The organism is Streptomyces yatensis, assembly GCF_018069625.1.
GTDB classification, from domain to species: Bacteria; Actinomycetota; Actinomycetes; order Streptomycetales; family Streptomycetaceae; genus Streptomyces; species Streptomyces yatensis.
Genome location: NZ_CP072941.1, coordinates 4,915,739 through 4,939,231, shown reverse-complemented (window position 1 = coordinate 4,939,231; position 23,493 = coordinate 4,915,739). Strand labels below are relative to the sequence as shown.

19 protein-coding genes and 5 tRNA genes are annotated in these 23,493 nt (G+C 69.7%); 10 read left to right on the top strand and 14 right to left on the bottom strand.

The features are described 5' to 3' along the window. The first annotated feature begins 317 nt into the window (after positions 1-317). A complete protein-coding gene (gene bldC / locus J8403_RS20505; RefSeq protein WP_003949541.1) occupies positions 318-524 on the top strand; it encodes a developmental transcriptional regulator BldC in 207 nt (68 codons plus the stop codon). A gap of 462 nt (positions 525-986) precedes the next feature. On the opposite strand, the gene J8403_RS20500 is transcribed toward bldC, so the two are convergent. From J8403_RS20500 to hrpA, 3 genes are all read right to left on the bottom strand, one after another. Next, positions 987-1,235: a DUF6274 family protein gene (locus J8403_RS20500; RefSeq protein WP_211124438.1), complete on the bottom strand. Its 249-nt coding sequence runs from the start codon at positions 1,233-1,235 to the stop codon at positions 987-989. 116 nt (positions 1,236-1,351) lie between these two features. Further along, a tRNA-Asp gene (locus J8403_RS20495) sits at positions 1,352-1,426 on the bottom strand. A gap of 138 nt (positions 1,427-1,564) precedes the next feature. Then, on the bottom strand, positions 1,565-5,500 hold the full coding sequence (gene hrpA, locus J8403_RS20490; protein WP_211124437.1) for an ATP-dependent RNA helicase HrpA: 3,936 nt from the start codon (positions 5,498-5,500) through the stop codon (positions 1,565-1,567). Between the two features lie 110 nt (positions 5,501-5,610). On the opposite strand from hrpA, the gene J8403_RS20485 reads away from it, so the two are divergent. Further along, positions 5,611-6,810, top strand: a complete 1,200-nt coding sequence (locus tag J8403_RS20485) for an ABC-2 transporter permease (RefSeq protein WP_246585916.1) — start codon at positions 5,611-5,613, stop codon at positions 6,808-6,810. 214 nt (positions 6,811-7,024) lie between these two features. Here the strand turns inward: J8403_RS20485 and J8403_RS20480 are convergent, their stop codons facing one another. Both J8403_RS20480 and J8403_RS20475 read right to left on the bottom strand, forming a co-directional pair. Beyond that, the gene (locus tag J8403_RS20480) at positions 7,025-8,119 is read right to left on the bottom strand and encodes a DUF1152 domain-containing protein (protein WP_211124436.1); all 1,095 of its coding nucleotides are present in this window, start codon (positions 8,117-8,119) and stop codon (positions 7,025-7,027) included. A gap of 151 nt (positions 8,120-8,270) precedes the next feature. Next, on the bottom strand, positions 8,271-9,629 hold the full coding sequence (locus tag J8403_RS20475; protein ID WP_211124435.1) for an MFS transporter: 1,359 nt from the start codon (positions 9,627-9,629) through the stop codon (positions 8,271-8,273). Positions 9,630-10,008: 379 nt separating this feature from the next. Here J8403_RS20475 and J8403_RS43700 point away from each other — a divergent pair, with 379 nt between their 5' ends. Then, entirely contained in the window at positions 10,009-10,554 is a 546-nt protein-coding gene (locus tag J8403_RS43700; RefSeq protein WP_246585915.1) for an alcohol dehydrogenase catalytic domain-containing protein, read from the top strand. Continuing rightward, the gene (locus J8403_RS43695) at positions 10,508-11,017 is read left to right on the top strand and encodes a zinc-binding dehydrogenase (protein ID WP_246585914.1); all 510 of its coding nucleotides are present in this window, start codon (positions 10,508-10,510) and stop codon (positions 11,015-11,017) included. The genes J8403_RS43700 and J8403_RS43695 overlap by 47 nt, the downstream gene beginning before the upstream one ends. Before the next feature lie 160 nt (positions 11,018-11,177). Here the strand turns inward: J8403_RS43695 and J8403_RS20465 are convergent, their stop codons facing one another. After that, a complete protein-coding gene (locus J8403_RS20465; protein ID WP_211124434.1) occupies positions 11,178-11,519 on the bottom strand; it encodes an ArsR/SmtB family transcription factor in 342 nt (113 codons plus the stop codon). A gap of 91 nt (positions 11,520-11,610) precedes the next feature. Here J8403_RS20465 and J8403_RS20460 point away from each other — a divergent pair, with 91 nt between their 5' ends. Further along, on the top strand, positions 11,611-12,345 hold the full coding sequence (locus J8403_RS20460) for an SDR family oxidoreductase (protein ID WP_211124433.1): 735 nt from the start codon (positions 11,611-11,613) through the stop codon (positions 12,343-12,345). 167 nt (positions 12,346-12,512) lie between these two features. Here the strand turns inward: J8403_RS20460 and J8403_RS20455 are convergent. From J8403_RS20455 to J8403_RS20435, 5 genes are all read right to left on the bottom strand, one after another. After that, positions 12,513-12,586: transfer RNA gene (locus J8403_RS20455), tRNA-Phe, on the bottom strand. A 4-nt stretch (positions 12,587-12,590) separates the two neighbouring features. Then, positions 12,591-12,665, bottom strand: a tRNA-Asp gene (locus tag J8403_RS20450). 201 nt (positions 12,666-12,866) lie between these two features. Continuing rightward, positions 12,867-13,691, bottom strand: a complete 825-nt coding sequence (locus tag J8403_RS20445) for a DUF1684 domain-containing protein (protein ID WP_211124432.1) — start codon at positions 13,689-13,691, stop codon at positions 12,867-12,869. Between the two features lie 174 nt (positions 13,692-13,865). Next, positions 13,866-13,941 (bottom strand) — tRNA-Glu (locus tag J8403_RS20440). Positions 13,942-14,022: 81 nt separating this feature from the next. After that, entirely contained in the window at positions 14,023-15,615 is a 1,593-nt protein-coding gene (locus J8403_RS20435) for a metallophosphoesterase family protein (protein WP_211124431.1), read from the bottom strand. 240 nt (positions 15,616-15,855) lie between these two features. Here J8403_RS20435 and J8403_RS20430 point away from each other — a divergent pair, with 240 nt between their 5' ends. The 5 genes from J8403_RS20430 to J8403_RS20410 all read left to right on the top strand — a co-directional run bounded on the left by J8403_RS20430 (position 15,856) and on the right by J8403_RS20410 (position 21,314). Next, positions 15,856-16,206, top strand: coding sequence for a metallopeptidase family protein (locus tag J8403_RS20430; RefSeq protein WP_211124430.1), 351 nt, complete (start codon positions 15,856-15,858; stop codon positions 16,204-16,206). A 440-nt stretch (positions 16,207-16,646) separates the two neighbouring features. After that, entirely contained in the window at positions 16,647-17,111 is a 465-nt protein-coding gene (locus J8403_RS20425) for a hypothetical protein (RefSeq protein WP_246585913.1), read from the top strand. A gap of 401 nt (positions 17,112-17,512) precedes the next feature. Then, positions 17,513-19,810, top strand: coding sequence for a DEAD/DEAH box helicase (locus J8403_RS20420; RefSeq protein WP_211124428.1), 2,298 nt, complete (start codon positions 17,513-17,515; stop codon positions 19,808-19,810). A 108-nt stretch (positions 19,811-19,918) separates the two neighbouring features. Next, positions 19,919-19,991: transfer RNA gene (locus J8403_RS20415), tRNA-Lys, on the top strand. A 225-nt stretch (positions 19,992-20,216) separates the two neighbouring features. After that, on the top strand, positions 20,217-21,314 hold the full coding sequence (locus J8403_RS20410; protein ID WP_211124427.1) for a right-handed parallel beta-helix repeat-containing protein: 1,098 nt from the start codon (positions 20,217-20,219) through the stop codon (positions 21,312-21,314). 123 nt (positions 21,315-21,437) lie between these two features. Here the strand turns inward: J8403_RS20410 and J8403_RS20405 are convergent, their stop codons facing one another. From J8403_RS20405 to J8403_RS20395, 3 genes are all read right to left on the bottom strand, one after another. Beyond that, on the bottom strand, positions 21,438-21,941 hold the full coding sequence (locus J8403_RS20405) for a hypothetical protein (RefSeq protein WP_211124426.1): 504 nt from the start codon (positions 21,939-21,941) through the stop codon (positions 21,438-21,440). A gap of 275 nt (positions 21,942-22,216) precedes the next feature. Then, positions 22,217-22,771, bottom strand: coding sequence for a hypothetical protein (locus J8403_RS20400; protein WP_211124425.1), 555 nt, complete (start codon positions 22,769-22,771; stop codon positions 22,217-22,219). A gap of 165 nt (positions 22,772-22,936) precedes the next feature. Next, positions 22,937-23,302, bottom strand: a complete 366-nt coding sequence (locus tag J8403_RS20395; RefSeq protein ID WP_211124424.1) for a hypothetical protein — start codon at positions 23,300-23,302, stop codon at positions 22,937-22,939. Positions 23,303-23,493: the final 191 nt, after the last annotated feature.

Sequence of the window (23,493 nt, the reverse complement as noted above, 5' to 3'; positions counted from 1 at the left end):
ACTATGGGCGGATTCATCGGTATTGCACTCCTTGATGGATCTGGCTACCCCTGATCCTGATGTGACTGATCGTCACGGCCGCGTGACTGTCCGCTATGGCATGGTCCATCGGCTTCCGTTGAGGTTGGACACCTGAGAGGGCAATTCCATCGGTTTGGCCGACGGGGCTGGACAGATGGTGTAGTTGTAGTGCCGAGGACAAGCCGTTCGTCCTATAACCGACTCGGCCCGCGTCCGCCATTTCGGGCAACGTGGGTCAAGGTGCAGAATTTAGAGGAAAGAACCGTGATGGTTCGGTTCTCCCGAGGAGGCCGCTCATGACCGCTCGCACCCCTGATGCCGAGCCGCTGCTGACCCCGGCTGAGGTTGCCACGATGTTCCGCGTGGACCCGAAGACGGTCACTCGCTGGGCGAAGGCGGGCAAACTCACGTCCATCCGCACGCTCGGAGGGCATCGGCGCTACCGCGAAGCGGAGGTCCGTGCACTTCTGGCGGGCATCCCGCAGCAGCGCAGCGAGGCCTGAACAACCGCATAACCGGGCATTTCCGGGCCCCCCAGCCCGGTTTTCGCCTGTATAGCTCCACACGACGGGTGCCTGCCCCAACAGGCCCGCCACCGCTCGACATGGGTGCGTCGTTGATCGCGCTGGACTCCGCCGGGTCCGGCGCGATCTTTTTATGCCCGGGAACGGCCTTCCGGAGGGTGCCTCCACAGGGGTCGCAAGTGGCCCTGGAGGGGCAATCGTTCGGCTTGCCCGGGGGTGTCCCGCGGTGTCTCCCGGAGGCTCTCGGGGAGTCCCCCGGGGGGCGTTCGGGGATCGTTCGGGAGCCACGGACAGACGGTGCAATTGCACATATTAAATTGACCCATGGTGAGCGGGGTGTAAGTTCCCTCACTCCGGAAACTCATTCGGTGACTCCCGTCACACTGCCCAACCATTGCCTCGCGCTCACTGGTTGCGCTAAAGGGCAACTGCGGTAAGGGCTTACCGAGTTGACGGTGGAGCGGCGGCCGTCGCCTCATGGCCGGCCCCGTCGCCGGCCTCCTCCCCCACTCCGCTGCCGGCCCCGTCGCCGGCCCTGTCACCCGCCTCGTCGGCCGCCGAGGGCTCCATCGCCAGCCGCAGCAGGCGATGGCAGATCGGGCAGTGCCGGGTGAAGTGGCGGTAGCCCGCGGCGGCCGCCAGATGGGCGCGCAGCAGCGCCCTGGTCTCATGCCTCGCGGACGTCGTCATACGCCGCACCTCCCGCGCGCCCCCCGCGCCTTTTAGCTTGGGTACCTCTGGGGGCGGTGTGCCGTCAAGACGCCAAAGGCCCGGATCCATATACGGATCCGGGCCTTCCGGTTAAGCGGTCCTGACGGGATTTGAACCCGCGGCCTCCACCTTGACAGGGTGGCGAGCACTCCAAACTGCTCCACAGGACCAACAGTGGCGCCTGCGACTTCGTCGCCCCGCGCCGCGCCGGTGTGCGCTGCGATGCAGACTCTACAGCAGGTCAGGGGGTGCGGTCGAACTCGCGCCCGGCGGGGCTCCGGCGGGCCGCCGGAGCCCCTGGGACACCCTTACGGCGCCGCCGCGTCGATGGCCTTCACGATGCGCTTGTCGGACACCGGATAGGCCGTGCCGAGGGCGTGCGCGAAGTAGCTGACCCGCAATTCCTCGATCATCCAGCGGATCTCCAGCGCCTCCTGGGGCACCGGGCGCCCGGGCGGGAACTGCTCCAGCAGCCAGGCGTACTCGTCCCGCATCTCGTGCACCTTCGCCATCCGGGCGCGGTCCCGGTCGGCGTTGCCCGGAAGCTGCTGCAGCCGCCGGTCCACGGCCACCAGATAGCGCATGAGGTCCGGAAGCCGCCGTACGCCGTGCGCGGTCACGAAGCCCGGCGTGATGAGCTCCGAGAGCTGCTCCCTGATGTCCGTGAGGGACGGCAGCAGCACCGGGCTGCTGGTGGTCTTCAGCCGCCGCTCGCACGACTGCCAGGCCGCCAGCACCTCCTGGACCTTGCGCACGGTGTCCAGCGTGGCGTCCGTGATGTCGCTGCGCACCGCGTCGAAGAGCTTGCGGAACGACTCCTCGTCCCAGGCGGGGCCGCCGTGGGCCGCGATCAGCCGGTCGGCCGCCGCGGCCACGCAGTCCTCGAAGAGCGCCTGCACACCGCCGTGCGGGCTGCTGGAGAGCGCCAGCTTGGCCTGGTTGGAGAGCTTGCCCTGGACGAACTTGGCCGGGCTGGACGGCAGCTGGAGCAGGATCAGCCGACGCGTCCCCCGCCACATCGCCTCCCGCTGCTCGGCCTCGGTGTCGAAGAGCCGCAGGGCCACCGAGGCGCCCTCGTCGACGAGCGCCGGATACGCCTTGACCGGCTGGCCGCCGCGGCGCGTCTCGAAGGTGCGCGGCAGCGTCCCGACCGTCCACCGGGTCAGCCCGCCGCGCTGCTCGATCCCCACGCCCTCCTTGGAGGACTCGAACGCCTTGGAGATCGCGGCCCGGGTCTTCGGCCGCAGCCGCTGCCGCAGCACCTCCAGGTCCTTGTCCTCGGCCAGCTTGCGGCGCCGCTCGTCCACCACCCGGAAGGTGACCTTGAGGTGGTCGGGGACCTTCGACAGGTCCCAGTCCTCCGCCTCGATCCGTACGCCCACCATCCGCTGGAGCTCACGTCCGAGCGCCGCCGTCAGCGGCTCCTGGAGGGGGACAGCGCTTTCCAGGAAGCGCTTGGCATAGTTCGGCGCCGGGACGTAGTGACGGCGCACCGGTTTGGGCAGCGAGCGGATCAGCTCGGTGACCAGATCCTCCCGAAGCCCCGGAATCTGCCAGTCGAAACCGTCCGCGGTGACCTGATTGAGCACCTGCAGCGGGATATGGACGGTCACACCGTCCGCGTCCGCCCCCGGCTCGAATTGATAGGTCACCTTGAACTTGAGCTTCCCCTGGCGCCAGGAGTCCGGATAGGCGTCCTTGGTGATGTCCTGCGCCCGCTCGTTGATGAGCATCGACTTCTCGAAGTTGAGAAGCTCCGGCGCAGTCCCTCCTTCGCGTTGCTTGTGCTTCCACCAGGAGTCGAAATGGGCGCCGGAGACCACATGCTCGGGGATCCGCTGGTCGTAGAAGTCGAAGAGGGTCTCGTCGTCCACCAGGATGTCGCGGCGCCGGGCCCGGTGCTCCAGCTCCTCGACCTCGCCCAGCAACTTGCGGTTGTCGTGGAAGAACTGGTGGTGGGTGCGCCAGTCACCCTCCACCAGGGCGTTGCGGATGAACAGATCGCGGCTGGTCTCCGGGTCGATCCGGCCGTAGTTGACCTTCCGCTGGGCGACGATCGGCACCCCGTAGAGCGTGACCCGCTCATACGCCATCACCGCGGCCTGCTTCTGCTCCCAGTGCGGCTCGCTGTAGGTGCGCTTGACCAGGTGCTGGGCGAGCGGCTCGATCCACTCCGGCTCGATCTTCGCGTTGACCCGCGCCCACAGCCGGGACGTCTCCACCAGCTCCGCCGACATCACCCAGCGCGGCGGCTTCTTGAACAGCGCCGAGCCGGGGAACACCGCGAACTTGGCGCCGCGCGCGCCCAGATACTCGTTCTTGTCGGTGTCCTTGAGGCCCACATGGGACAGCAGCCCCGCCAGCAGCGACGTATGGACGTGATCGGGCGCCGCGTCCTGCTCGGACATATGGATGTCCATGGTCTTGGCGACCGTGCGCAGCTGGCTGTAGATGTCCTGCCATTCGCGTATGCGCAGGTAGTTGAGGAATTCATTGCGGCACATCCGGCGGAAGGCGGAGGAGGACAGCTCCTTCTGCCGCTCGCGGATGTACTTCCACAGATTGAGGAAGGCCAGGAAGTCGCTGGACTCGTCCTTGAACCGGGCGTGCTGCTGATCCGCCTGCTGCTGCTTGTCCGAGGGGCGCTCGCGCGGGTCCTGGATGGACAGCGCCGCCGCGATCACCATGACCTCGCGGACACAGCCGTTGCGATCCGCCTCCAGCACCATCCGGGCCAGCCGCGGGTCCACCGGGAGCTGGGCCAGCTTCCGGCCGACCTGGGTGAGCCGCTTGCGCGGGTCCTTCTGCTTGCTGTCCAGGGCGTGCAGCTCCTCCAGGAGCTGGACGCCGTCCTTGACGTTGCGGCGGTCCGGCGGGTCGATGAAGGGGAACTTCTCGATGTCGCCGAGGCCGGCGGCGGTCATCTGGAGGATGACGGAGGCCAGATTGGTCCGGAGGATCTCGGCGTCGGTGAACTCCGGGCGGGTGAGGAAGTCGTCCTCGGAGTACAGCCGGATGCAGATGCCGTCGCTGGTCCGGCCGCAGCGGCCCTTGCGCTGATTGGCGCTGGCCTGGGAGATCGGCTCGATGGGCAGCCGCTGGACCTTGGTGCGATGGCTGTAGCGGGAGATCCGGGCGGCGCCCGGGTCGATCACATAGCGGATACCGGGGACGGTCAGCGAGGTCTCGGCGACGTTGGTCGCCAGCACGATCCGGCGGCCGGTGTGTCTCTGGAAGACCCGGTGCTGCTCGGCGTGCGACAGCCGGGCGTACAGCGGAAGGACCTCGGTGACCGGGAGCTTCTTCTTGTTCAGCGCGTCGGCGGTGTCGCGGATCTCCCGCTCACCGGAGAGGAAGACCAGGATGTCGCCGGGCCCCTCGGCCTGGAGCTCGTCGACCGCGTCGCAGATCGCGGTGATCTGGTCGCGGTCGCTGTCCTCGCCGCCCTCCTCGAGCAGCGGGCGGTAGCGCACCTCGACCGGATACGTACGCCCGCTCACCTCGACGATCGGCGCGTCGCCGAAATGGCGGGAAAAGCGCTCCGGGTCGATGGTGGCGGAGGTGATCACGACCTTGAGGTCGGGGCGGCGGGGCAGTAGCTGGGCCAGATAGCCCAGCAGGAAGTCGATGTTGAGGCTGCGCTCATGGGCCTCGTCGATGATGATCGTGTCGTACTGGCGCAGCTCGCGGTCGGTCTGGATCTCGGCGAGCAGAATGCCGTCGGTCATCAGCTTGACGTGGGTGTCCTGGCCCACCTGATCGGTGAAGCGGACCTTCCAGCCGACGGACTCGCCCAGCGGCGACCGCAGCTCCTCGGCGATGCGCTCGGCCACGGTGCGGGCGGCGATACGGCGCGGCTGCGTATGGCCAATAAGTCCCTTGACGCCGCGCCCCAGCTCCAGACAGATCTTCGGAATCTGGGTGGTCTTCCCGGAGCCGGTCTCACCTGCGACGATCACCACCTGGTGATCCCGGACGGCCTCGAGGATCGCGTCCTTCTTCTGGCTGACCGGCAGCTCTTCCGGATAGGTGATGGCCGGCACGGCGGCGCGGCGGTCCGCGACCCGCAGCTCGGCACGCGTGATCTCCTCGGTGATCTCACCGAGCACGGCCGCTCGGGCCTCGGGTTTACGGATCCGGCGCGCACCGTCGAGCCGGCGTCCCAGCCGCTGCTGGTCGCGCAGCATCAGCTCGGGCAGCCGCTCCAGCAGGGCGGGCAGGGCGGGGGCAGGCGTGGTGGACATACGGATCCCAGGATCTCACCTCGGCAAAACGACTGGCGAACCATTTCCGCCGGGTGTTGTCCGGGCCACGTCGTGCGGTATGCCGGGATTGTCCGTTCTAGCGTGGACGCATGGCGGACGACGAAAGCGGCGAAGGCGCGGGCGGGGGCGACGCGGGCGAGGGCAAGGGCGGGGATGGGGGTGATGCGCGCGAGGGCAAGGGCGGGGCGGACGCGGGGAGGGGCCGGGGCAGGGACAGGGCGGACGCGGGCAACGGCGGGGACGGGGTGGACGCGGGCAACGGCGGGGCGGACCGGCTCTCCCGGTGGGCCCGCTTCAAGCGCACCCCCTTCTTCCCCGCGACCGTCATCGTGCTGCTCATCTCCGCCGGCGCGGGGCTCTTCGCGGGCTCGTACACCTTCGCCTTCGCCAATCCCACCCCCCGGAACATCCCCACCGCCATCGTGACCACCGATGACGACTCCGCCGTGCGGAACCAGTTCCTCACCGGGATGGAAAAGGCCCTGAACGCGTCCCTCAAGCTGCACCCCTACCCCAGCTATGCGAAGGCCCACTGGTCCCTGGAGGAGCAGCGGGTCTTCGCGATCCTGCGGGCGCGCGACCATGGCGTCGAGCTCGATGTCGCGGGCGCGGCGGGGGCGACCGTGGCCCAGGTGCTCAGCCAGGCCGGTAGCAGGGTGGGCCGGGCCTCCGGGGTGCCCGTCACGGTCAGGGATCTGAAACCGCTGCAGCCCGGCGACCCGCGCGGACTCGCGGTCTTCTACATCTCCCTGGCCGCCACGATCATCGGCTTCCTCGGCGCCATCCAGCTCAGCGTCAACGCCGCCGGGCTCAACCCGGCCGAGCGGATCGGCTTCAACGTCGCGTACGCCATGCTCGGAGCCTTCTCGATCGCGGCGATCGTGGACTGGGGGCTGAAGGCGCTCCAGCTCCCCTTCGCGGAGTCGTGGGCGATCCTGGCGTTGACGATGTTCACCTCGGGGCTGGTGTTCTCCATGTTCAACGTCCTCTTCGGGCGCTGGGCGCTCCTGCCCACCTGGGGCGTGATGGTGATCCTCGGCAACCCGTCCTCCGGCGGCGCCGTCTCCTGGCCCCTGCTCCCCTCACTCCTGGGCACCGTCGGCCGCTGGCTCCCGCCGGGTGCCTCGGTCAACGCCCAGCACACCGCGATCTACTTCCCTCACCACCAGCACCCCTTTCCCTTCCTGGTGCTGGGGGGCTGGTCCGTGGTGTCCGCCGTGGTCTTCTGGACCTGGCGCCACCGCCACCCGGGCGGGCGGCCGCCGAGGGCGACGCCGACGCGGTGCTGAGGGTGCGGTGCGGTGGGTGCGGTGGGTGCGGTGCGGGCATACAAAAAAGTCCCTCCCCCGAAGATCAGGGGAGGGACTTCTCCAAGGAGCGCCGAGCAGGCCTTGCACCTACATCCCTCGTTTGGAGACGAGTATCTTTCCTTAGACGACCGACGCATCAACTCCCGCCCCGTTGGGGCGGCGTTGCGAGATCAACTATAGCCCATCCGGGCGATCACAGCCGCCACAGCGGGGCGTCGTCGTACCCCTCCGGCTGAGTCCCGATCAGCAGGGCCCGTAGATCCGCGCGTTGCACACCGCTCAGGCCCAGGGCCTCGGTGAGGCGGCGGAAGGTGGTGTGGCTGACCCCGCGGGCGCGGGCCTCCTCCGCGAAGCGGGCGACCCCGGCCAGTACGGCCCTGGGCCGGAACGGGCCCTCGGGCGCCGCCCCGAACCGCGTGGCCTTCTCCCGCTCGTAGTCGATCTCCGAGTATCCGCAGATGTCCCGGCAGTGCCGCTCGGCCTCGGCGAGACCGGTCGTATCGGCGATGGCCCCGGCGAGCCGGTTGCGGCGGAACGCGGCGTCGAGATCCGCCTGATGGACCACGGGCCCGTCCTCCGTCAGCGGAATGGTGAGCCCCGCGTCCCGCACCTCGCACAGCCCGCGCACCCCGCGCGCGGTGGCCGTGAGCATGCCGGTGGCCTCCGACGGATGCCACTCCATGACGGGACCGATGGGCGCGACGTCCTCGGCGGTGAGCGTATGGACCACCGGCCCCAGCCGTTCGCGCAGCACGTCCACCGGGAGCTCCCCGTCCAGCCCCGGCCCGGCGACCAGGAGCCGGATCTCCGCGGTCACCTGCGCGCACGCGGCAAGCGACAGCGCGTCCCCGAGCGGGCTGCGCAGCGTCGGCTCATCGCCCCGCGCGAGGATGTCGCCGCCCACGTCCAGCAGGTCGATCGAGGCCGGGGCCAGGTGCTCGATCAGCTCTTCCAGTTGCCGGACCATGCCTTCCACCCCGTGGTGGGGGTCGAGCAGCGCGAAGGTGTGCGGCAGCTCGGCGGCCAGCCGGGGCAGGGTGGATCCGGCCGGCGCCACCGGCCGCGCGTCCTTGGGCACGGCGTACACGCTCGGCGTGAGCGCCCGCAGCCCGGTGAAGTCGGCCGCTCCCCGGGGTCCGGGGACGGGGTCGACGAGCAGCCGGTCCCAGGCGTAGGTCAGGACCACCGCCCGGTCGTCGGCCGTACCGGGCCCGTACAGAGCCCGGTCGATCACCGCGGCGGCAACGGCGTCCCCGCCACCTCCCCCCGCCACGATCAGCCGCGTCATCAGCCCAGCGTACGGCCGGAACGGCCGATACCGGCGTACTTCGGGCGCGCCCCGCCCGGCCGTCGCCCCGCCCCGGCCGCGCTGGCCTCACCGACCGCGCCGGCCTCACCGGCGGCGGGCGGGGCAGGACGCGGTCGGCGAGGGAGGCCGGTCAGGAGTGAATCGGCGAGGAATCGGACGGCTCGGGCTTCTCCTCCGCCTCGGCCTCCTTCTGGGGCTTGCGGTCCCCGATGACATTCGGGTTGGTCTCGGGGGCGGCCGCCACGGCGAAGACGGTGACCAGGCCCATGCCGATGAGGAACAGCGCGATCGGCCAGGACGCGCCCGACCAGGCGAGCAGCGCGGTGGCGACGATGGGGGAGAACCCGCCGACGATCATCGACGCGAGCTCATGCCCCAGGGCGAGCCCGCTGTAGGCCACCCGGCTGGCGAAGAGTTCGGTGAAGAACGCCGGCTGGGTGCCGATCATCGCCCCGTGGCCGATCACGACCGCCACGAAGATCGCCACGAAGATCAGCACCGGATTGCGCGAATCGAACAGCGCGAAGAACGGATACGCCCAGACGATCACCGCGATCGCGCCCCCGATATACACCGGTCGGCGTCCGACGCGGTCGGAGAGCGCCCCGAACATGGGCATCGCGAACGACTCGAACAGCATCCCCACCACGAGCGCGCCCAGCACCACGCCCTTGCCCACCCCGATCTCGGACGCGTAGGAGAGGGTGAAGGTGAGGAAGAGGTAACTCGCACCGGTTTCGGCGACCCGCGCGCCGAAGGCGATCAGGATGGACTTGGGGTGGGTGCGGATGACGTCGAGAAGCGGCGGGGCGGACTTCTTCGGCTCCGACTCCTTCTCCTGGAACGCGGGCGTCTCCATGATCCGCAGCCGGATCAGCAGTCCGACGGCGGTGAGCAGGATGCCGATCACGAACGGAATGCGCCATCCCCAGGCGAGGAAGGACTCCTTGGTGGTCACCTCCTGGGCCAGCGCGTAGGCGGCGGCGGAGAGGACGAACCCGAGCCCCACGCCGGTCTGGCTCCAGGCCGAGTAGAAGCCGCGGCGGTGGCTCGGCGCGTGTTCGCTGACGATCAGCACCCCGCCGCCCCACTCGCCGCCGACCGCGATGCCCTGCACGATCCGCAGTGTCACCAGCAGCACCGGCGCCCAGACCCCGACGGTGGCGTAGGTGGGCAGCAGGCCGATCAGACAGGTCGCGACGCCCATGATCACCAGGGTGGTCACCAGCATCGACTTTCGGCCGATCCGGTCCCCGAAGTGCCCGAAGATGACGCCGCCCAACGGCCGGGCGAGGAACCCCACCGCGTTGGTACCGAAGGCGGCGATCGTCCCCACCAGCGGGTTGAAGGTCGGGAAGAAGAGGGTGTTGAAGACGAGCGCGGCGGCCGTGCCGTAGAGGAAGAAGTCGTACCACTCCAATGCGCTACCGAACAAACTTGCGATCGCTGCCTTGCGTACTTCGCTCGGGGTGCCCTTCACGTCTGCCATGTCGGCTCTCCAATGGCCGCTTCGGATGGGATCAAGACCTGCGGCTCGGTTGTGTTCGGGGATTGTTCGCCGTTGGTTCTCGTGGCGGGAATGGCGGCGTTCCGCTCACCGGGACGCGGGTGGGAACCGGCGACCCGCCGCCCTTCAGGCGTGCCGCACCCGTACGCTCCTCACGCTTCCCTCGTTCGTGCGATTTTCGTACTTGCCGGTCTTGTATTCCGCTTCGCCTGGTCACGCTCTTCACGGCGTCGGTCCCGTCCAGGGGCCCACGCGGAAGGTAGACACGACGCAGCGGGCCACGGCGACGCAGCGGCCACCGAAACGAAGAAGCCCCCTCCGGACGCACCGGGAGGGGGCTTTGCCCCGCAGGAGGAGAGCCATGAACCGGCGTGTCGTCTACACCCGTGGCGGGTCGCCCGCCGACGTCCTGACCGTCATCGAGGAGCCCGAGCCGACGGCACCCGGGCGTGGCCAGGTCCTCATCCGCACCACGGCCTTCCCGGTACACCCTGGTGATCTCCAGGCCATCCAGGCGTACCCGGGGGAGGCCGCGGATCCGGTGACGCCGGGCATCGAGGCCACCGGGGTGGTGGAGGCGATCGGCCCGGGCACGCGGTTGGCGCCGGGTGTCGAGGTGGGCGGCCGCGTGACGGTCTTCCCCCAGCAAGGGGCGTGGTCCCAGCGGCTGATGGCGGATGCCGAGGCGGTAGTCGCCGTTCCGGAGAAGTTGCCGGACGCGGTCGCCGCACAGATGCTGACGAACCCGCTCACCGCGGTGATGCTGCGCCGTGCGGCGCAGGAGCACCTGGCCTTCGGCTACGACGGCGTTTCTGGTGCAGACCGCCGCGGGTTCGTCGGTCGGGCGGCTGATGACGGGTGTGTCGCGGTTCCACAACTTCGGGCTCATCAACGTCGTCCGCAGTGAGCGCGGTGCGGCCGAGCTGCGCAAGCGGTTCCCGGACGTGCGGGTCGTGGCGACAGAACACCCGGGCTGGACCGATGACGTCCGCAAGGCCGCCGATGGCCGGCCGGTGAGCGTGGCCCTGGACCCGATCGGGGGCGAGATGTCGAGGAGCCTTATGGAACTCCTGGCGCCCGGCGGGAAGCTGGTCAGCTACGGAATGATCGCCGAGGAGCCCCTCTCGGTGCATGCATCGACGCTGGTCAGCAAGTCCCTGACAGTGTGCGGGAAGAACATCATCAGCGGGTGGCCCGCCGAGTCATCCCCTGAGCGACGGTCGTCCGACATCGCCACGGCCAAACAGATCGCCCTGACCCTCACGGAGCAGTTCGACGTGGCCGCCACATACGGCCTCGACGACCTGGCCGGCGCAGTGGAGCACGCGGTACGCCCCGGCAAGGTCGGCACCGTCCTGATCCGCCCCTGACCGCGGGGACCATGCAGGTCGTCCACACCACAACGAAGAAGCCCCCTCCGGGTGACCCGGGAGGGGGCTTTTCCCTGGTGAGGCCGGTGGTGGCTGGGGTCGGCGCCGAACCGGCGACCTTCCGCCGTTCGGGCCGTGACTGTGCTGGTGGCGGTTCGAGTTACGGCGTGCCGAGGCGCTCCGGGGCGGTGGCGAGCACCGCGTTGAGGAGGCCGGGGAAGCAGGATTCGAGCTCATCCCGGCGCAGGCTGAGCATGCGCCGTGCCCCGTCCACTCGGACCTTGAGGACGCCGGCTTCGCGCAGCACCCGTTGGTGGTGGGAGAAGGTCGACCGGCTGATGGCGAGCCCTGCCGCCTGCTGCAACTGCGTGCACGGCGATTCGCCCATCGTGGCCAAGGTGCGCACGGCACTGAGCCGTGCGGGGTCGGCCAGCGCTGCCAGGACTGTGGCCAGCCGCAGCTCGTCCGAGGTCGGGTGCGGTGTCTCGATCTGCGTGCTCACCCTGGTGATCGTAGTGGAGGCTTGCCGCCATGTCGATGATCATCGTAGTGTTCGATGGTCATCGACATAAGGGCCTGTGGAGGCGCTGAACATGAGCATCGAGAAAGTAGCCCTGGTAACTGGTGGCTCTCGCGGCATCGGAGCCGCCATTGCCCGGCGCCTGGCCGGCGACGGCCTGCCAGTGGCGTTGACCTACTCGGCATCGCCGGACCGTGCGGATCAGGTCGTGCGGGAGATCGAGCACGCCGGTGGGCGTGCACTGAGTCTCCGGGCTGACGCTGCCGACCCGGACGCGGCCACGGCAGCGGTCGAACGAACGGTCTCTGCTCTCGGGCGCTTGGACGTTCTTGTCAGCAACGCCGGTGTTGCCGCTGCCGGCCCTGTGGAGGCACTCGAACCCGAGCAGATCGACCGGATGATTGATGTGAACGTGCGTGGCGTCCTGCACGCCATCAGGGCGGCGCTTCCCCATATCGGTGAGGGCGGACGGATCATCACCATTGGCAGCATGATTGCCGACCGCGTGCCCTTCGCCGGGGGCGCCGCTTATGCCATGACCAAGGCGGCCGTTGCCGGACTGGTGCGTGGCCTGGCAAGGGACCTGGGCCCACGGGGGGTCAGTGTGAACAACATCCAGCCCGGCCCCACCGCAAACGACAGCATGTCCGCCGACAGCCCAGCTGCGGACGGCATGCTCCCTTGGCTCGCACTGCCTCGCATAGCGACCCCAGATGAGATCGCTGGACTGGTTTCCTACCTGGCCGGCCCTGAGGCCGGCTACATCACCGGGGCGAGCCTGACCATCGACGGCGGTTTCACCGCCTGACCCAGGCGGAGCCTCAGCTCATCCACTCCGGCGCCGGAGCCTCCACATCGTCCGGCAGATCGTCGGAGCCACAGCGACGTAGGCCTACCGGTCGGCGTAGGCAGGCGGTACGAAGAAGCCCCCTCCGGATGACCCGGGAGGGGGCTTTGCCCTGGTGAGGGCTGCGGTGGCTGGGGCCGGGGTCGAACCGGCGACCTTCCGCTTTTCAGGCGGACGCTCGTACCAACTGAGCTACCCAGCCGCAGCGGTCCTGACGGGATTTGAACCCGCGGCCTCCACCTTGACAGGGTGGCGAGCACTCCAAACTGCTCCACAGGACCTTGCGTGTACGAGCACGAGTCTCGCACATGTGGGGTGCGGTCCCAACGGGATTTCCCGCCGTGGATTCGCACTCCTTGCGATATCGAACCGGGCCTTGATTTTTCTCCGCCGCGTCGTTGTCGCTGGATCAGCGTATCAGACCTCTGACCGTGTTCTGACCGCTCACCGAGGGGGTCAGAACACGGTCGGGGTGGCCTGCGTCAGGGGCGGCCGCCGCGTTCCAGGGGGATCCGCTCGCCCGCCTCGATCGCGACCGGGAGCCGGTTCTCGGTGGGTGGCAGGGGGCAGGTCGCGAGGTCGGTGTAGGCGCAGGGGAGGTTGGTGGCGCGGTTGAAGTCGAGGGTGACGCGGCCGGCGTCGTCGGGGGCGTCGATCTGGAGGGAGCGGTTCGCGGCGTAGGTGGTCACGCCCGAGGTCGCGTCGGTGAGGAGCACCATCAGGCTGCCGGGCCGCTTGCCGTTGAAGACGGTGAGCCGGAGCGTCTCGCCGTCCTCCAGCTCGAACTCGACCTGGCCGGGCGCGTCGTAGACGTGCTCCAGCCCCTCCACCGCGGCGCCCACGGTGATCGCGCGCGGCTCGTCGAAGGGGAGGTAACGGCCGCCGCGGACCCAGCGGGGGTCGGGGGCGTAGGCGGGGGTGCCGGTGAAGGCGGTGCGGAGGGGGTTGCCGGGGTGGCGGGGACGGACGATGTCGTGGCCGCCGCGCTTGGCGACCTCGATCACCGCGTCGCCGTACCCCGCGTACAGGCTGTCCCGCTCGGCGATGGCCCCGAAGACGTACCGCCCGTGCACCGCCGTGCCGTCGATGGTCAGCTCCTCGCCGTCGGCCAGCTCGACCACCACGCCCTCCGGGCCGCTGGACCAGGCCCCGGGGGCGTCCTCGAAGCGGGCCGGCTCCGGGCTCAGCCAGTGCAGGCCAGTGATCGCGAGAAAGCCGTGGGGGTCGGCGAGTGCCTGCTCATGGGCGCGGTGCCAGCGCTCCCACTCCTCGGCGAAGCTGGTCCGGTCGACGTCCTGGACGGTCATCTGCGCTCCCTCGCGTACGTGGGGCCTGCGGCGGGTCCGTCGCGTACAACCCCGTGGGGGAGGGAGTCATTCCGGGGGTTCTGGGGCCCCCGGAGGTGCCGGGGTTTCCGGAGTGCGTGTGGGCATAAAAAAGTCACCGGCAGGTGCGTGCTGACCTGCGGTGACTAAAGAATGTGGTGCCCCCAACGGGATTCGAACCCGTGCTACCGCCTTGAAAGGGCGGCGTCCTGGGCCACTAGACGATGAGGGCCGATGGCCCACCTGGGCGCCTTGCGGCGCTTTCGGGGACGCGAGAAGCATATGGGATGCCGGTGAGGTTCGCCAAAACGGTTTACGGAGTGGTGGGCGTCGGCGTCGCCCCCGGGCGGTTCTCGGCCGGCAGATGACGGCTGACCTCGGCCTTCGCCAGGCCCAGACCGCCCAGATCGATCTCGTCCCACGCCTGGAGCCGGCGCGTGTCCCGGTCCAGATAGAGGACCGACGCCTGCACCGTGTCCGGTGTGCCGTCGTCCACCGCGCGCAGCCCGCTGCCGCCCGTCGACCCCTCCGTCATCAGCCGGGTGCCGCCGGGGAGCACCTCCGTACGGCGGTGATGGACGTGGCCGGTGAGGGCGAGCGGCACCGTGCCGTCGGTCTCCCGGGCGGCGATCGGGTTGTGGGCGAGGGCGATGTCGACCGGGGCGCCGGTGGCCTTGCGGTCCCGGATCGCCTCGGCCAGCCGCCGCCCGGCGCTGTGCTCGGCCGCGTCACCGGCGGCCGCGCTGGAACGGTCGGGGGTGAACTGCGGATCGCCGATGCCCGCGATCCGCAGCCCGGCGATGTTGATCACCTGGCCGTTGTCCACCACATGCGCCCCCTTGCGCTGCGCGAGGTAGCGCTGGGTCGCCGCCGAGTCGTGGTTGCCGCGCACCCAGACATAGGGGGCGCCGAGGTCGGAGACCGGGTCGAGGAAGCCGTTCTCGGCGGCGGTGCCGTGGTCCATCGTGTCGCCGGTGTCGATGATCACGCTGACCTTGTACTGCCGCACCAGCGATTGCACGATGTGCCACGCGGCCGGATTGAGATGGACATCCGAGATGTGCAGAACCCGCATGGTGGTCGGATCGGGCTGATACGCGGGGAGCGTCGAGGTCGCCTCGTAGAGCTGGGTGACATTGGTCACCAGCCGGGCCAACTCCCGCTGGTATACGTCGAAATCGCTCACGATGCTGCGTGCGTTGCCGACCACCGAGGGGGCGCTGGAGAGCAGTCCGGAGTAGCGCGGCTCCAGGACGGAATTGGGGTTCCAGGTGGCGTAGACGGCGCCCCCGGAGGCGGTCAGCAGCGTGAGCGCGAGCCCCCCGGCGGCCAGCGCCCGGCGCGGGCGGCGGTAGACCGCAAGGCCCAGCGCGGTGGCGCCGAAGACGACGGCGACGCAGGAGCGGAACGCGAGGCCGAGGGTGCCGCGGGTGACATCGCTCGCGACCTCGTCCTGCAGCCCGGAGAGCCGCTCGGGGTGGTCGACGAGGGCCTGCGACCGTATGGGGTCGAGTCGGTCCACATCCACGTCCAGGCGGAGCGGGGCGTGGTGGCTGTTCAGCTCGAGCGCGCCCAGCGGGGCCACGTTGATCTTGGTGCCGCCGGTGAGGGACGGCCGCAGCGCCATCCGGGTGTCCATGGGGCCGACGGAGATATGGACGCTGCCGACCACCAGCAGTCCGATCCAGGCGCCGAGGACGGTCACGGCGGCCAGCCCGGCGGCGCGGACGAGGGGGCGTGGGCCCGCGGTGGGGTCGAGTGCCGAGGGGTCGAACGCTGCGGCTTTGGGGGAGGCGGCAGGGGAACGGGGACGCGAGGGGCGGCGGAAGCGGCGAATAGGGGAGACGGCCGCGGTACGTGCGCGCTGGGCGGTGGCACGGAGCAGCCGGAGCGGTTCGCGGGCCATTGCTCCCGTATGCCCGGCCGTACGGGGGCGTATGCCTGGGTGGCGCGGGGGCGGAATGGGGGCGGGCGGTGGCGGTGCGCCTGGCGCCCCGGAGATGGTGGTGTGCCTGGCGCCCGGGCGGTGGTGGCGCGCTGGAGGTCGGGGCGGTGACGGGCCTCCCATGCGCCTGTCCTGCGTCCGGCGCGGATGCCTTGGCGCGGACCGCTCCTTTTCCGGGCCCGGCTGCCTGACAATGGCCTCGTGCTGGAGATGACGCGCGAGGAGTTCGAGGAACTGGTCGCCGAGGCGCTGGACCGGATTCCGCCGGAGCTGACACGGCTCATGGACAACGTCGCCGTGTTCGTGGAGGACGAGCCGCCGGCGGAGGATCCCGAGCTGCTCGGGCTCTACGAGGGGACGCCGCTCACCGACCGTGGTGAGTGGTACGCGGGTGTCCTGCCGGACCGGATCACGGTCTACCGGGGTCCGACGCTGCGGATGAGCGAGACGCGGGAGGATGTCGTCCAGGAGACCGAGGTGACCGTGGTCCATGAGATCGCGCACCACTTCGGGATCGACGACGACCGGCTGCACGCGCTCGGCTACGGCTGATCCCCTGACCTCGGCTCATCCCTGACCTCGGCTGATCCCCTGACCTCGGCCGCTCCCTTCCGCCCACCCCGGCCCGCCGCCGACCCTGGCTTCTGCCGGTCCCGGCCTCTACCGGCCCGGCCCGCCGCCGATCCCGGCTTCCGCCGGTCCCGACCCGCTGCCGGTATCGGCCTCCGGCCGCCCCCGCCTACGACCGACGCCGGACGCGCGGTCCACGCGATGGGCCGGGTCCGCGCCGTATGCGTGTCCTGGGCGGGTCGGGGCCAGTTGGGCAGGGCGTCACATCCCTGCCGTCTGGAGGTGTCCCGCGCATGCCTGGATTCCCCGTGCCCGGATCCCCCGCTCCTCGCACCGCCCGTTCCCCCCGGACGTCCGGGCCCTCCCGTCCCTCCCGGCGTGCGCCCCGTCCCGCGGCGCGCGGTGCGGCGCTCGCGGCACTCGTGGCCGTCACGATGGCGCTGGGCGGCTGCATGAGCATCGCCGACGACCCCGAGCGGCCGGACAAACACCGTGGCTCCCACCAGAAGGGCGAGGCGGCGGACACGGGCGGCGCCGTGGTGCGGTCGGACGGCAGGGGGCCTGCGTACGAGGACTCCGGCCGGGAGAAGAAGGACGGGAAGGGGAAGGGGAAGAAGGGCGAGAAGCGGAAGGACGGCGAGGACCGGTCGGCCTCGGCCTCCGCGACCGACCCCGAGACCGAGCCCTCGGCCCCGCCCGGTAAGCACGGGGCCCCGCACCATGGACCGGACCCCTCCGCCCCGCCGCAGCCGGGCGGCGCCACCCCGTCCGACGCGCCCCCCGCGCCCCGGCCGACGAGCCCGCCGCCGAGCGCGCCGGACCCGAAGCCGACCGACGCCCAGCCCCCGACCGCGCCCGCCTCCCCGTCGGCCCAGCCGGCGGGCTGACCCGCCCCGGACGCCGCGGGCCGACCCCGCGACGACCCGGACCCAGAAGACCCACCAGAAGACCCACCAGCCCCAGAAGACCCAGACGAGCCCGCTACCCCCCACGACCCAGAAGACCCCCACCACCCAGACGGCTCAGAAGTCCCCGAAGATCCAGCAGACGCATCGGACCGGGCCAAAGGACCCGGCCCCGCCGTCCACCACCGACGGAGCCAATTTGCTCTTGAGGGGTCAAGGTGCGTATGGTGGTAGATCGTTTGATCCCATTTGCCCGGCGCCTCGTAAAAGTGCGCCGTGAGGCGCGTTCCTTGCCATCCCGTGGCTGACCGCATAGAGGCGGTCGTTTGCGACAACACGGAGTTTGGGCGCGTGCCGAGACTCCGGAAGGTTTCGCATTTCGCATGTCCGTTTCCACTGATCACGCCGTCATGCCCGCTGTCGATGAGCCGAACGAGCTGACCGCTCCGGCCGAGCCGTTCGAGCAGGAGCAGCGCGACGAGCAGGCTGAGCAGGCCGCCACGGAAGCCCCCGAGACCCCTAAGGCGCCCGACATCACTTTCGCCGACCTCGGCCTCCCCGAACAGATCGTCCGCAAGCTGGCGCAGAACGGCGTGACCACGCCCTTCCCGATCCAGGCCGCGACCATCCCCGACGCCATGGCCGGGAAGGACATCCTCGGCCGCGGCCGTACCGGCTCCGGCAAGACCCTCTCGTTCGGTCTTCCGCTGCTGACCACGCTGGCCGGCGGACACACCGAGAAGAAGCGCCCCCGGGGTCTCATCCTGACCCCGACCCGCGAGCTGGCGATGCAGGTGAGCGACGCGCTGCAGCCTTACGGCGATGTCCTCGGCCTCAAGCTCAAGGTCGTCTGCGGCGGCACCTCGATGGGCAATCAGATCTACGCGCTGGAGCGGGGGGTGGACATCCTCGTCGCCACCCCGGGCCGACTGCGCGACATCATCGACCGCGGCGCCGCGTCCCTCGACAAGGTCCAGGTCGCCGTCCTCGACGAGGCCGACCAGATGGCCGACATGGGCTTCCTGCCCGAGGTCACCGAGATCCTGGACCTGGTGCCGCAGGGCGGCCAGCGGCTGCTGTTCTCCGCGACGCTGGAGAACGAGATCGACAGCCTGGTCAAGCGCTACCTGGTCGACCCGGTCACCCACGAGGTCGACTCGGCGCAGGGCGCGGTCACCACGATGACCCACCACGTGCTCGTGGTGAAGCCGAAGGACAAGGCCCCGGTCACCGCGGCCATCGCGGCGCGCAAGGGCCGCACCATCATCTTCGTGCGGACCCAGCTGGGTTGCGACCGCGTCGCCGAGCAGCTGTGCGACGCGGGCGTGCGCGCCGACGCGCTGCACGGCGGCATGACGCAGGGCGCCCGTACCCGCACGCTGGCCGACTTCAAGGACGGGTACGTCAACGTGCTCGTCGCCACGGACGTCGCCGCGCGCGGTATCCACGTCGACGGCATCGACCTGGTGCTGAACGTGGACCCGGCCGGCGACCACAAGGACTATCTGCACCGCTCCGGCCGTACGGCCCGGGCGGGCCAGAGCGGCACCGTGGTCTCGCTGGCCCTGCCGCACCAGCGCCGCCAGATCTTCCGGCTGATGGAGGACGCGGGCGTCGACGCCTCCCGTCACATCGTCGGCGGCGGCGGTGCGTTCGACGAGGACGTGGCCCAGATCACCGGCGCGCGTTCGCTCACCGAGGTGCAGGCGGAGGCGGCCTCGAACGCGGCCAAGCAGGCCGAGCGCGAGGTGCAGGACCTCAGCCGGGAGCTGGAGCGGGTGCAGCGGCGCGCGGCCGAGCTCCGCGAGGAGGCCGACCGGCTGTCCGCGCGGGCTGCGCGTGAGCGCGGCGAGACCGTGGCACCGGCGGAGCCCGCGGCCGAGGCCGGGGCGGAGACGGTGGCCGCGGCCGCTGTGACGCTGCCGGCGCAGCGTACGGCGGAGCCCGTGACCGTGCCCGCGGTGAAGTCCGCGGACGCCGCCGAGGGCGCGGGCGACGACGAGGCGCCGCGCCGCTCCTCGTACGACCGCCGGGACAACGACCGAGGTGGCCGTTCCTTCGACCGCCGGGACAACGACCGCGGCTTCAACCGGGACCGGGACCGGCGTGACGACCGTCGCGACGACCGCCCGTTCAACCGCGACCGTCGGGACAACGACCGGGGCGGTCGCTCCTTCGACCGCCGGGACAGCAACGACCGCGACCGTGGCGGCTTCAACCGCGACCGCCGGGATGACCGTCGCGACGACCGCCGTGACGACCGTGGCGGGGACCGCCCGTTCAACCGCGACCGTCGGGACAACGACCGTGGCGGCCGTTCCTTCGACCGCCGGGACAGCAACGACCGCGACCGTGGCGGCTTCAACCGTGACCGCCGCGACGACCGTGGCAACTTCGGACGGCGGGACGACCGTGGCGGCCGTCCGTACGAGCGCCGTGACGACCGCGGTGGCTTCGGCCGCGACCGCCGGGAGAACGACCGTGGTGGCCGTTCCTTCGAGCGCCGCGACCACAACCACCGTGGCGGGGACCGTCCGTTCAACCGTGACCGTCGCGACGACCGCCCGGCCCGCCGTGACGACCACCGGGGCGGTTCCACCGGCGGCCGTTCGTACGAGCGCTCCGGCGGCTCGTCCATCGACCGCCGCGCCGACAAGCCGCGCTGGAAGCGCAACGGCTGATCGGGCCGTCTGGAGGGCCGTGCAACACCGCGCTGTTGCACGGCCTTTCGCTCCCGGAGGGTATTGGCTCGGGTGTTGGCCCCCGGCCGAGCTATGCTGCGGGGGTGCGGGTCATTAGCTCAATTGGCAGAGCAGTGGACTTTTAATCCATTGGTTCAGGGTTCGAGCCCCTGATGACCCACCTCGGAAACCGCAGGCGCCATCGGTGACCTGCGGTTTCGTCGTTTCTGAGGGTCCCGTCGCGCGGTCTTTCGCGGCCCGGGACCGGGGTGTTCGCACCCCCGTCGTACAGAAGATCGAGTCTCACTCGACCGGCGCTTGAGCGGATGCCGAACGGTACTCGACCGCAGAGTCTGAACCTGCTGCGTCTGACCCCGCTGCTCGGAAACGCTAAAGGAGACTCCTCGTGCGACTCGCGACAACGATCCGGGGATTGATCCCCGTCATGGCGCTGGCGGTATCGGCATGGGCGGTTTCCGCTCCCGCGTCCGCCGAAGGGAAGGGAGGCGCCGGAGGGGCGGACGAGACGGCGGCCCCGGTGCCCTGCGGGGACGTGGCGGCGCTGATCACCGCGGTGAGCGCGGCCAACAGCTCGCCATCGGGCGGCTCCGTCGCCCTGGCCACGGGGTGTACGTACACGCTGGGCACCGCGGCGTACACCGGCGGCCCCAACGGCCCCGACGGACTGCCGCTCATCACTCGTAACGTGGCCATCAGTGGGACCCAAGCGACCATCAGACGCAGTGCGGCCGCCGGCGACTTCCGGCTCGCGGAGATCGCGCCCGGTGGAAGCCTTACGGTCAACGGCGTGACCTTCTCGGGCGGCCGGGCGACCTCGGGCGCGGGCACCGACGGCGGTGGCATCCTCGACGCGGGCTCGCTGAGGCTGATCAACGCCACGGTCACGGGCAACACCGCGAGCAACGTCGGCGGTGGCATCGAGGTCGCCTCGGGTGGTTCAGCGGTGCTTTCGGCCACGGATGTGACGCACAATTCCGCGGGGGACGGCGGCGGCATCCACGTCAATACGTCGGCCACCCTCAGCGTCTCGGGCGGCAACATCTCCGACAACACCGCGTCCAGCTCGGGCGGCGGCGTCAGTAACTTCGGAACGACGCTGCTGAGCGCCGTCACGGTCGCGCGGAACAGGACCACCAGCTTCGAGGGCGGCGGTATCTCGACCGCGGTCGGAGATCTCACGATCAACGGCGGCCGGGTCGCCGAGAACACCGCCGGCAGTTTCGGTGGCGGTATCGCCAATATGGGCAGCGCACTGCGCGTACTGGCCACCACCGTGTCCGGAAATACCGCGACGCTGAACGGCGGTGGGGTGTTCCAGCACGCGGGCACGACGCAAATGATCGGGGACACGGTCACCGGTAATACGGCCAATGGCGGTCAGGGCGGTGGGATCTTTACCGACGGCGGCACGATCTCGCTCTCCGCGACCACGGTCACCGCTAACAACCCGAATCAGTGTGTACCGGCTCTTGCGGGATGCTGAAACACGCCGCTGAAGCACGTTCCTGAACCACCGAACGACCCGGCTGAAGGCCGCGGCGCCCCCGGAAGTCGCTGCCGGGGGCGCCGCGTGGTCGACCGCGAGATCGCTCGCGAGATCGATCGCTCAGTGCTTGCAGTCCTTCTTCTTCGCCTTGGCCTTGTGGTGCTTCTTGGCCTTGTGCGGGTCTGCCTTGGCCTTGTGGACCTTCTTGGCCTTGTGCGAGTCCTTGGCCTTGTGCTGCTGCTTCTGCTCCTCCTTGTGCACGACCACGACCGGGGCGTCGTTGATCGCGATGTTCGTGCAGTCGGAGCCGATGTCGGTTTCGCCGGTCGGGGCGGCCACGGTGGTGATGAGGGTGTCGCCGGTGGCCGTCTCGCATTCGTTGGACTGGGAGATCGAACCAACGTTGCTGGCGAAGTTGACGCAGTCCGAACCGAGGTCGAGGTCGCCGGTGGGAGCGGTCGCGGCGGTGTTGGTGGTGGCGCCGGTCGCCGTCTCGCAGAGGTTTCGCTGAGCCCCGCTGGACTGCGGGAAGAGGCCGTGGGCACTCGCGCTGGCGGCGCCGCCGACTACCATTGTGCCCGCGGCCGCCGCGGCGATGAGAGCTGCCTTCTTACCGATCTGCATTGTTCTGGTGCCTCCATATCGGGTTCTCCGCGAATGATCCGCAGACACCTCCTAAACGAGATTTCCGCAAGCCGGGATCCGGGAGTAGCGGAAGCATCACCCATCCGCCACAGTAAAGGTATATTCGGCAAAGGTATATTCAGCCGGTGCGGAAGTCGGTGGATTTCTCTTCGCAAAAAATGAACGCGACCCCGGGGGGAATTTCCCCAAGGCCGCGTTCATCATGGGCGACTTTTTCCGGAAGCTTGGTGGCAAACTCCGGTGAGCTCGGTGTTTCAGGACCGCTGACGGTTTCCCTGGCCACCGCTCTTGCCGCTCTTCGTGCCGTTCGCGGTCGTGCCCTGACGTCCATTCTGGGGGTCGGAGCCGGCGACATTGGCACAGTTGGTCTCGGTGGTGACGTCAGAGCCGGGGCCGATCGTGATCGGGCCCAGCACGGAGGTGGTGCGACAGTCATTGGTCTGCTTCGTCACACCCCCCGACTTGCTGACGTTGACGCAGTTGGTCCCGTTCTTGATCTCGGATCCGGGAGCCAGGGCGACGGTGATCGGACCGACGACGGAGTGGGTACGGCAGCGGTTCTCCTGCTCCGACACACCCGACTCGGCGCTGTTGACGCAGTCGGTCTGATTGCTGAGTTCGGTCGGGCCAGCCGCCACGGTGATGGTGCCGACAACGGAACTGGTGGTGCAGCGATTGCTCTGCGTCCCGCCGTTGGCGCCTGCCGCGCGGCTGGGACCGGGAGCGGCGGCGTCGGCTCCGCCCGCACCGCCGATGAGCAGCGCACCCACGGCGGCCACAAGAAGCGCCGACCTTTTGCGCATGTGCATAACGAGCCTCCAATCGGGCTTTCGGTGCGGCGCGCTCGTCACCCTCACCGGAAGCCTTTTTCATGGCAGCGGCCCTGGAAGGGAGGCTTCCAGGGCCGCGATTCCCAACGGGGGGATGCCTCATGGCGCTACCGAGGGCGGGAACACCATGAAAGGGTCAGCGACTCAGCGATGGTTCTTCTTCACGTCGTCGTCGTCGACGGCGATGTTCGCGCACTTGGAGCCGATCTTGGTGTCGCCCGTCGGGGCAGCCACGGTGGTGACAAGGGTGGCGCCGGTGGCCGTGTCGCAGTCGTTGGCCTGGACGACCGAACCGCTGGTGTTGGTGAAGTTCACGCAGTCCGAACCGATCTCGATGTCGCCGGTGGGAGCGGCGGCAGCGGTGTTGGTGGTCGGGCCGGTGACCGTGTCACAGCTGTTCAGCTGCAGGATGAAGTCGTCGTTGTTGTTGGCCAGGGCGCCGCCCGCGCCACCGATGACCAGAGCGCCGGCGGCCGCGGTCAGGAGAATTGCCTTCTTGCCGATGTTCACTTAATTCCTCCGTCTGGGTTGCTCCGCGAATTCACGGACGCATGACACAACGAAGCTCATCAGTTAAGGCTTCGGGCTGCCAGTCAGCTTCACCCGTCCGGCATAGTGCGGCTCTTCCGGCGCGTGTTCTCCGGGAATCCCGCTAAGGGGGACCAATGCAAGGACCATTTGGCCCATCAGGCGCCTGAATC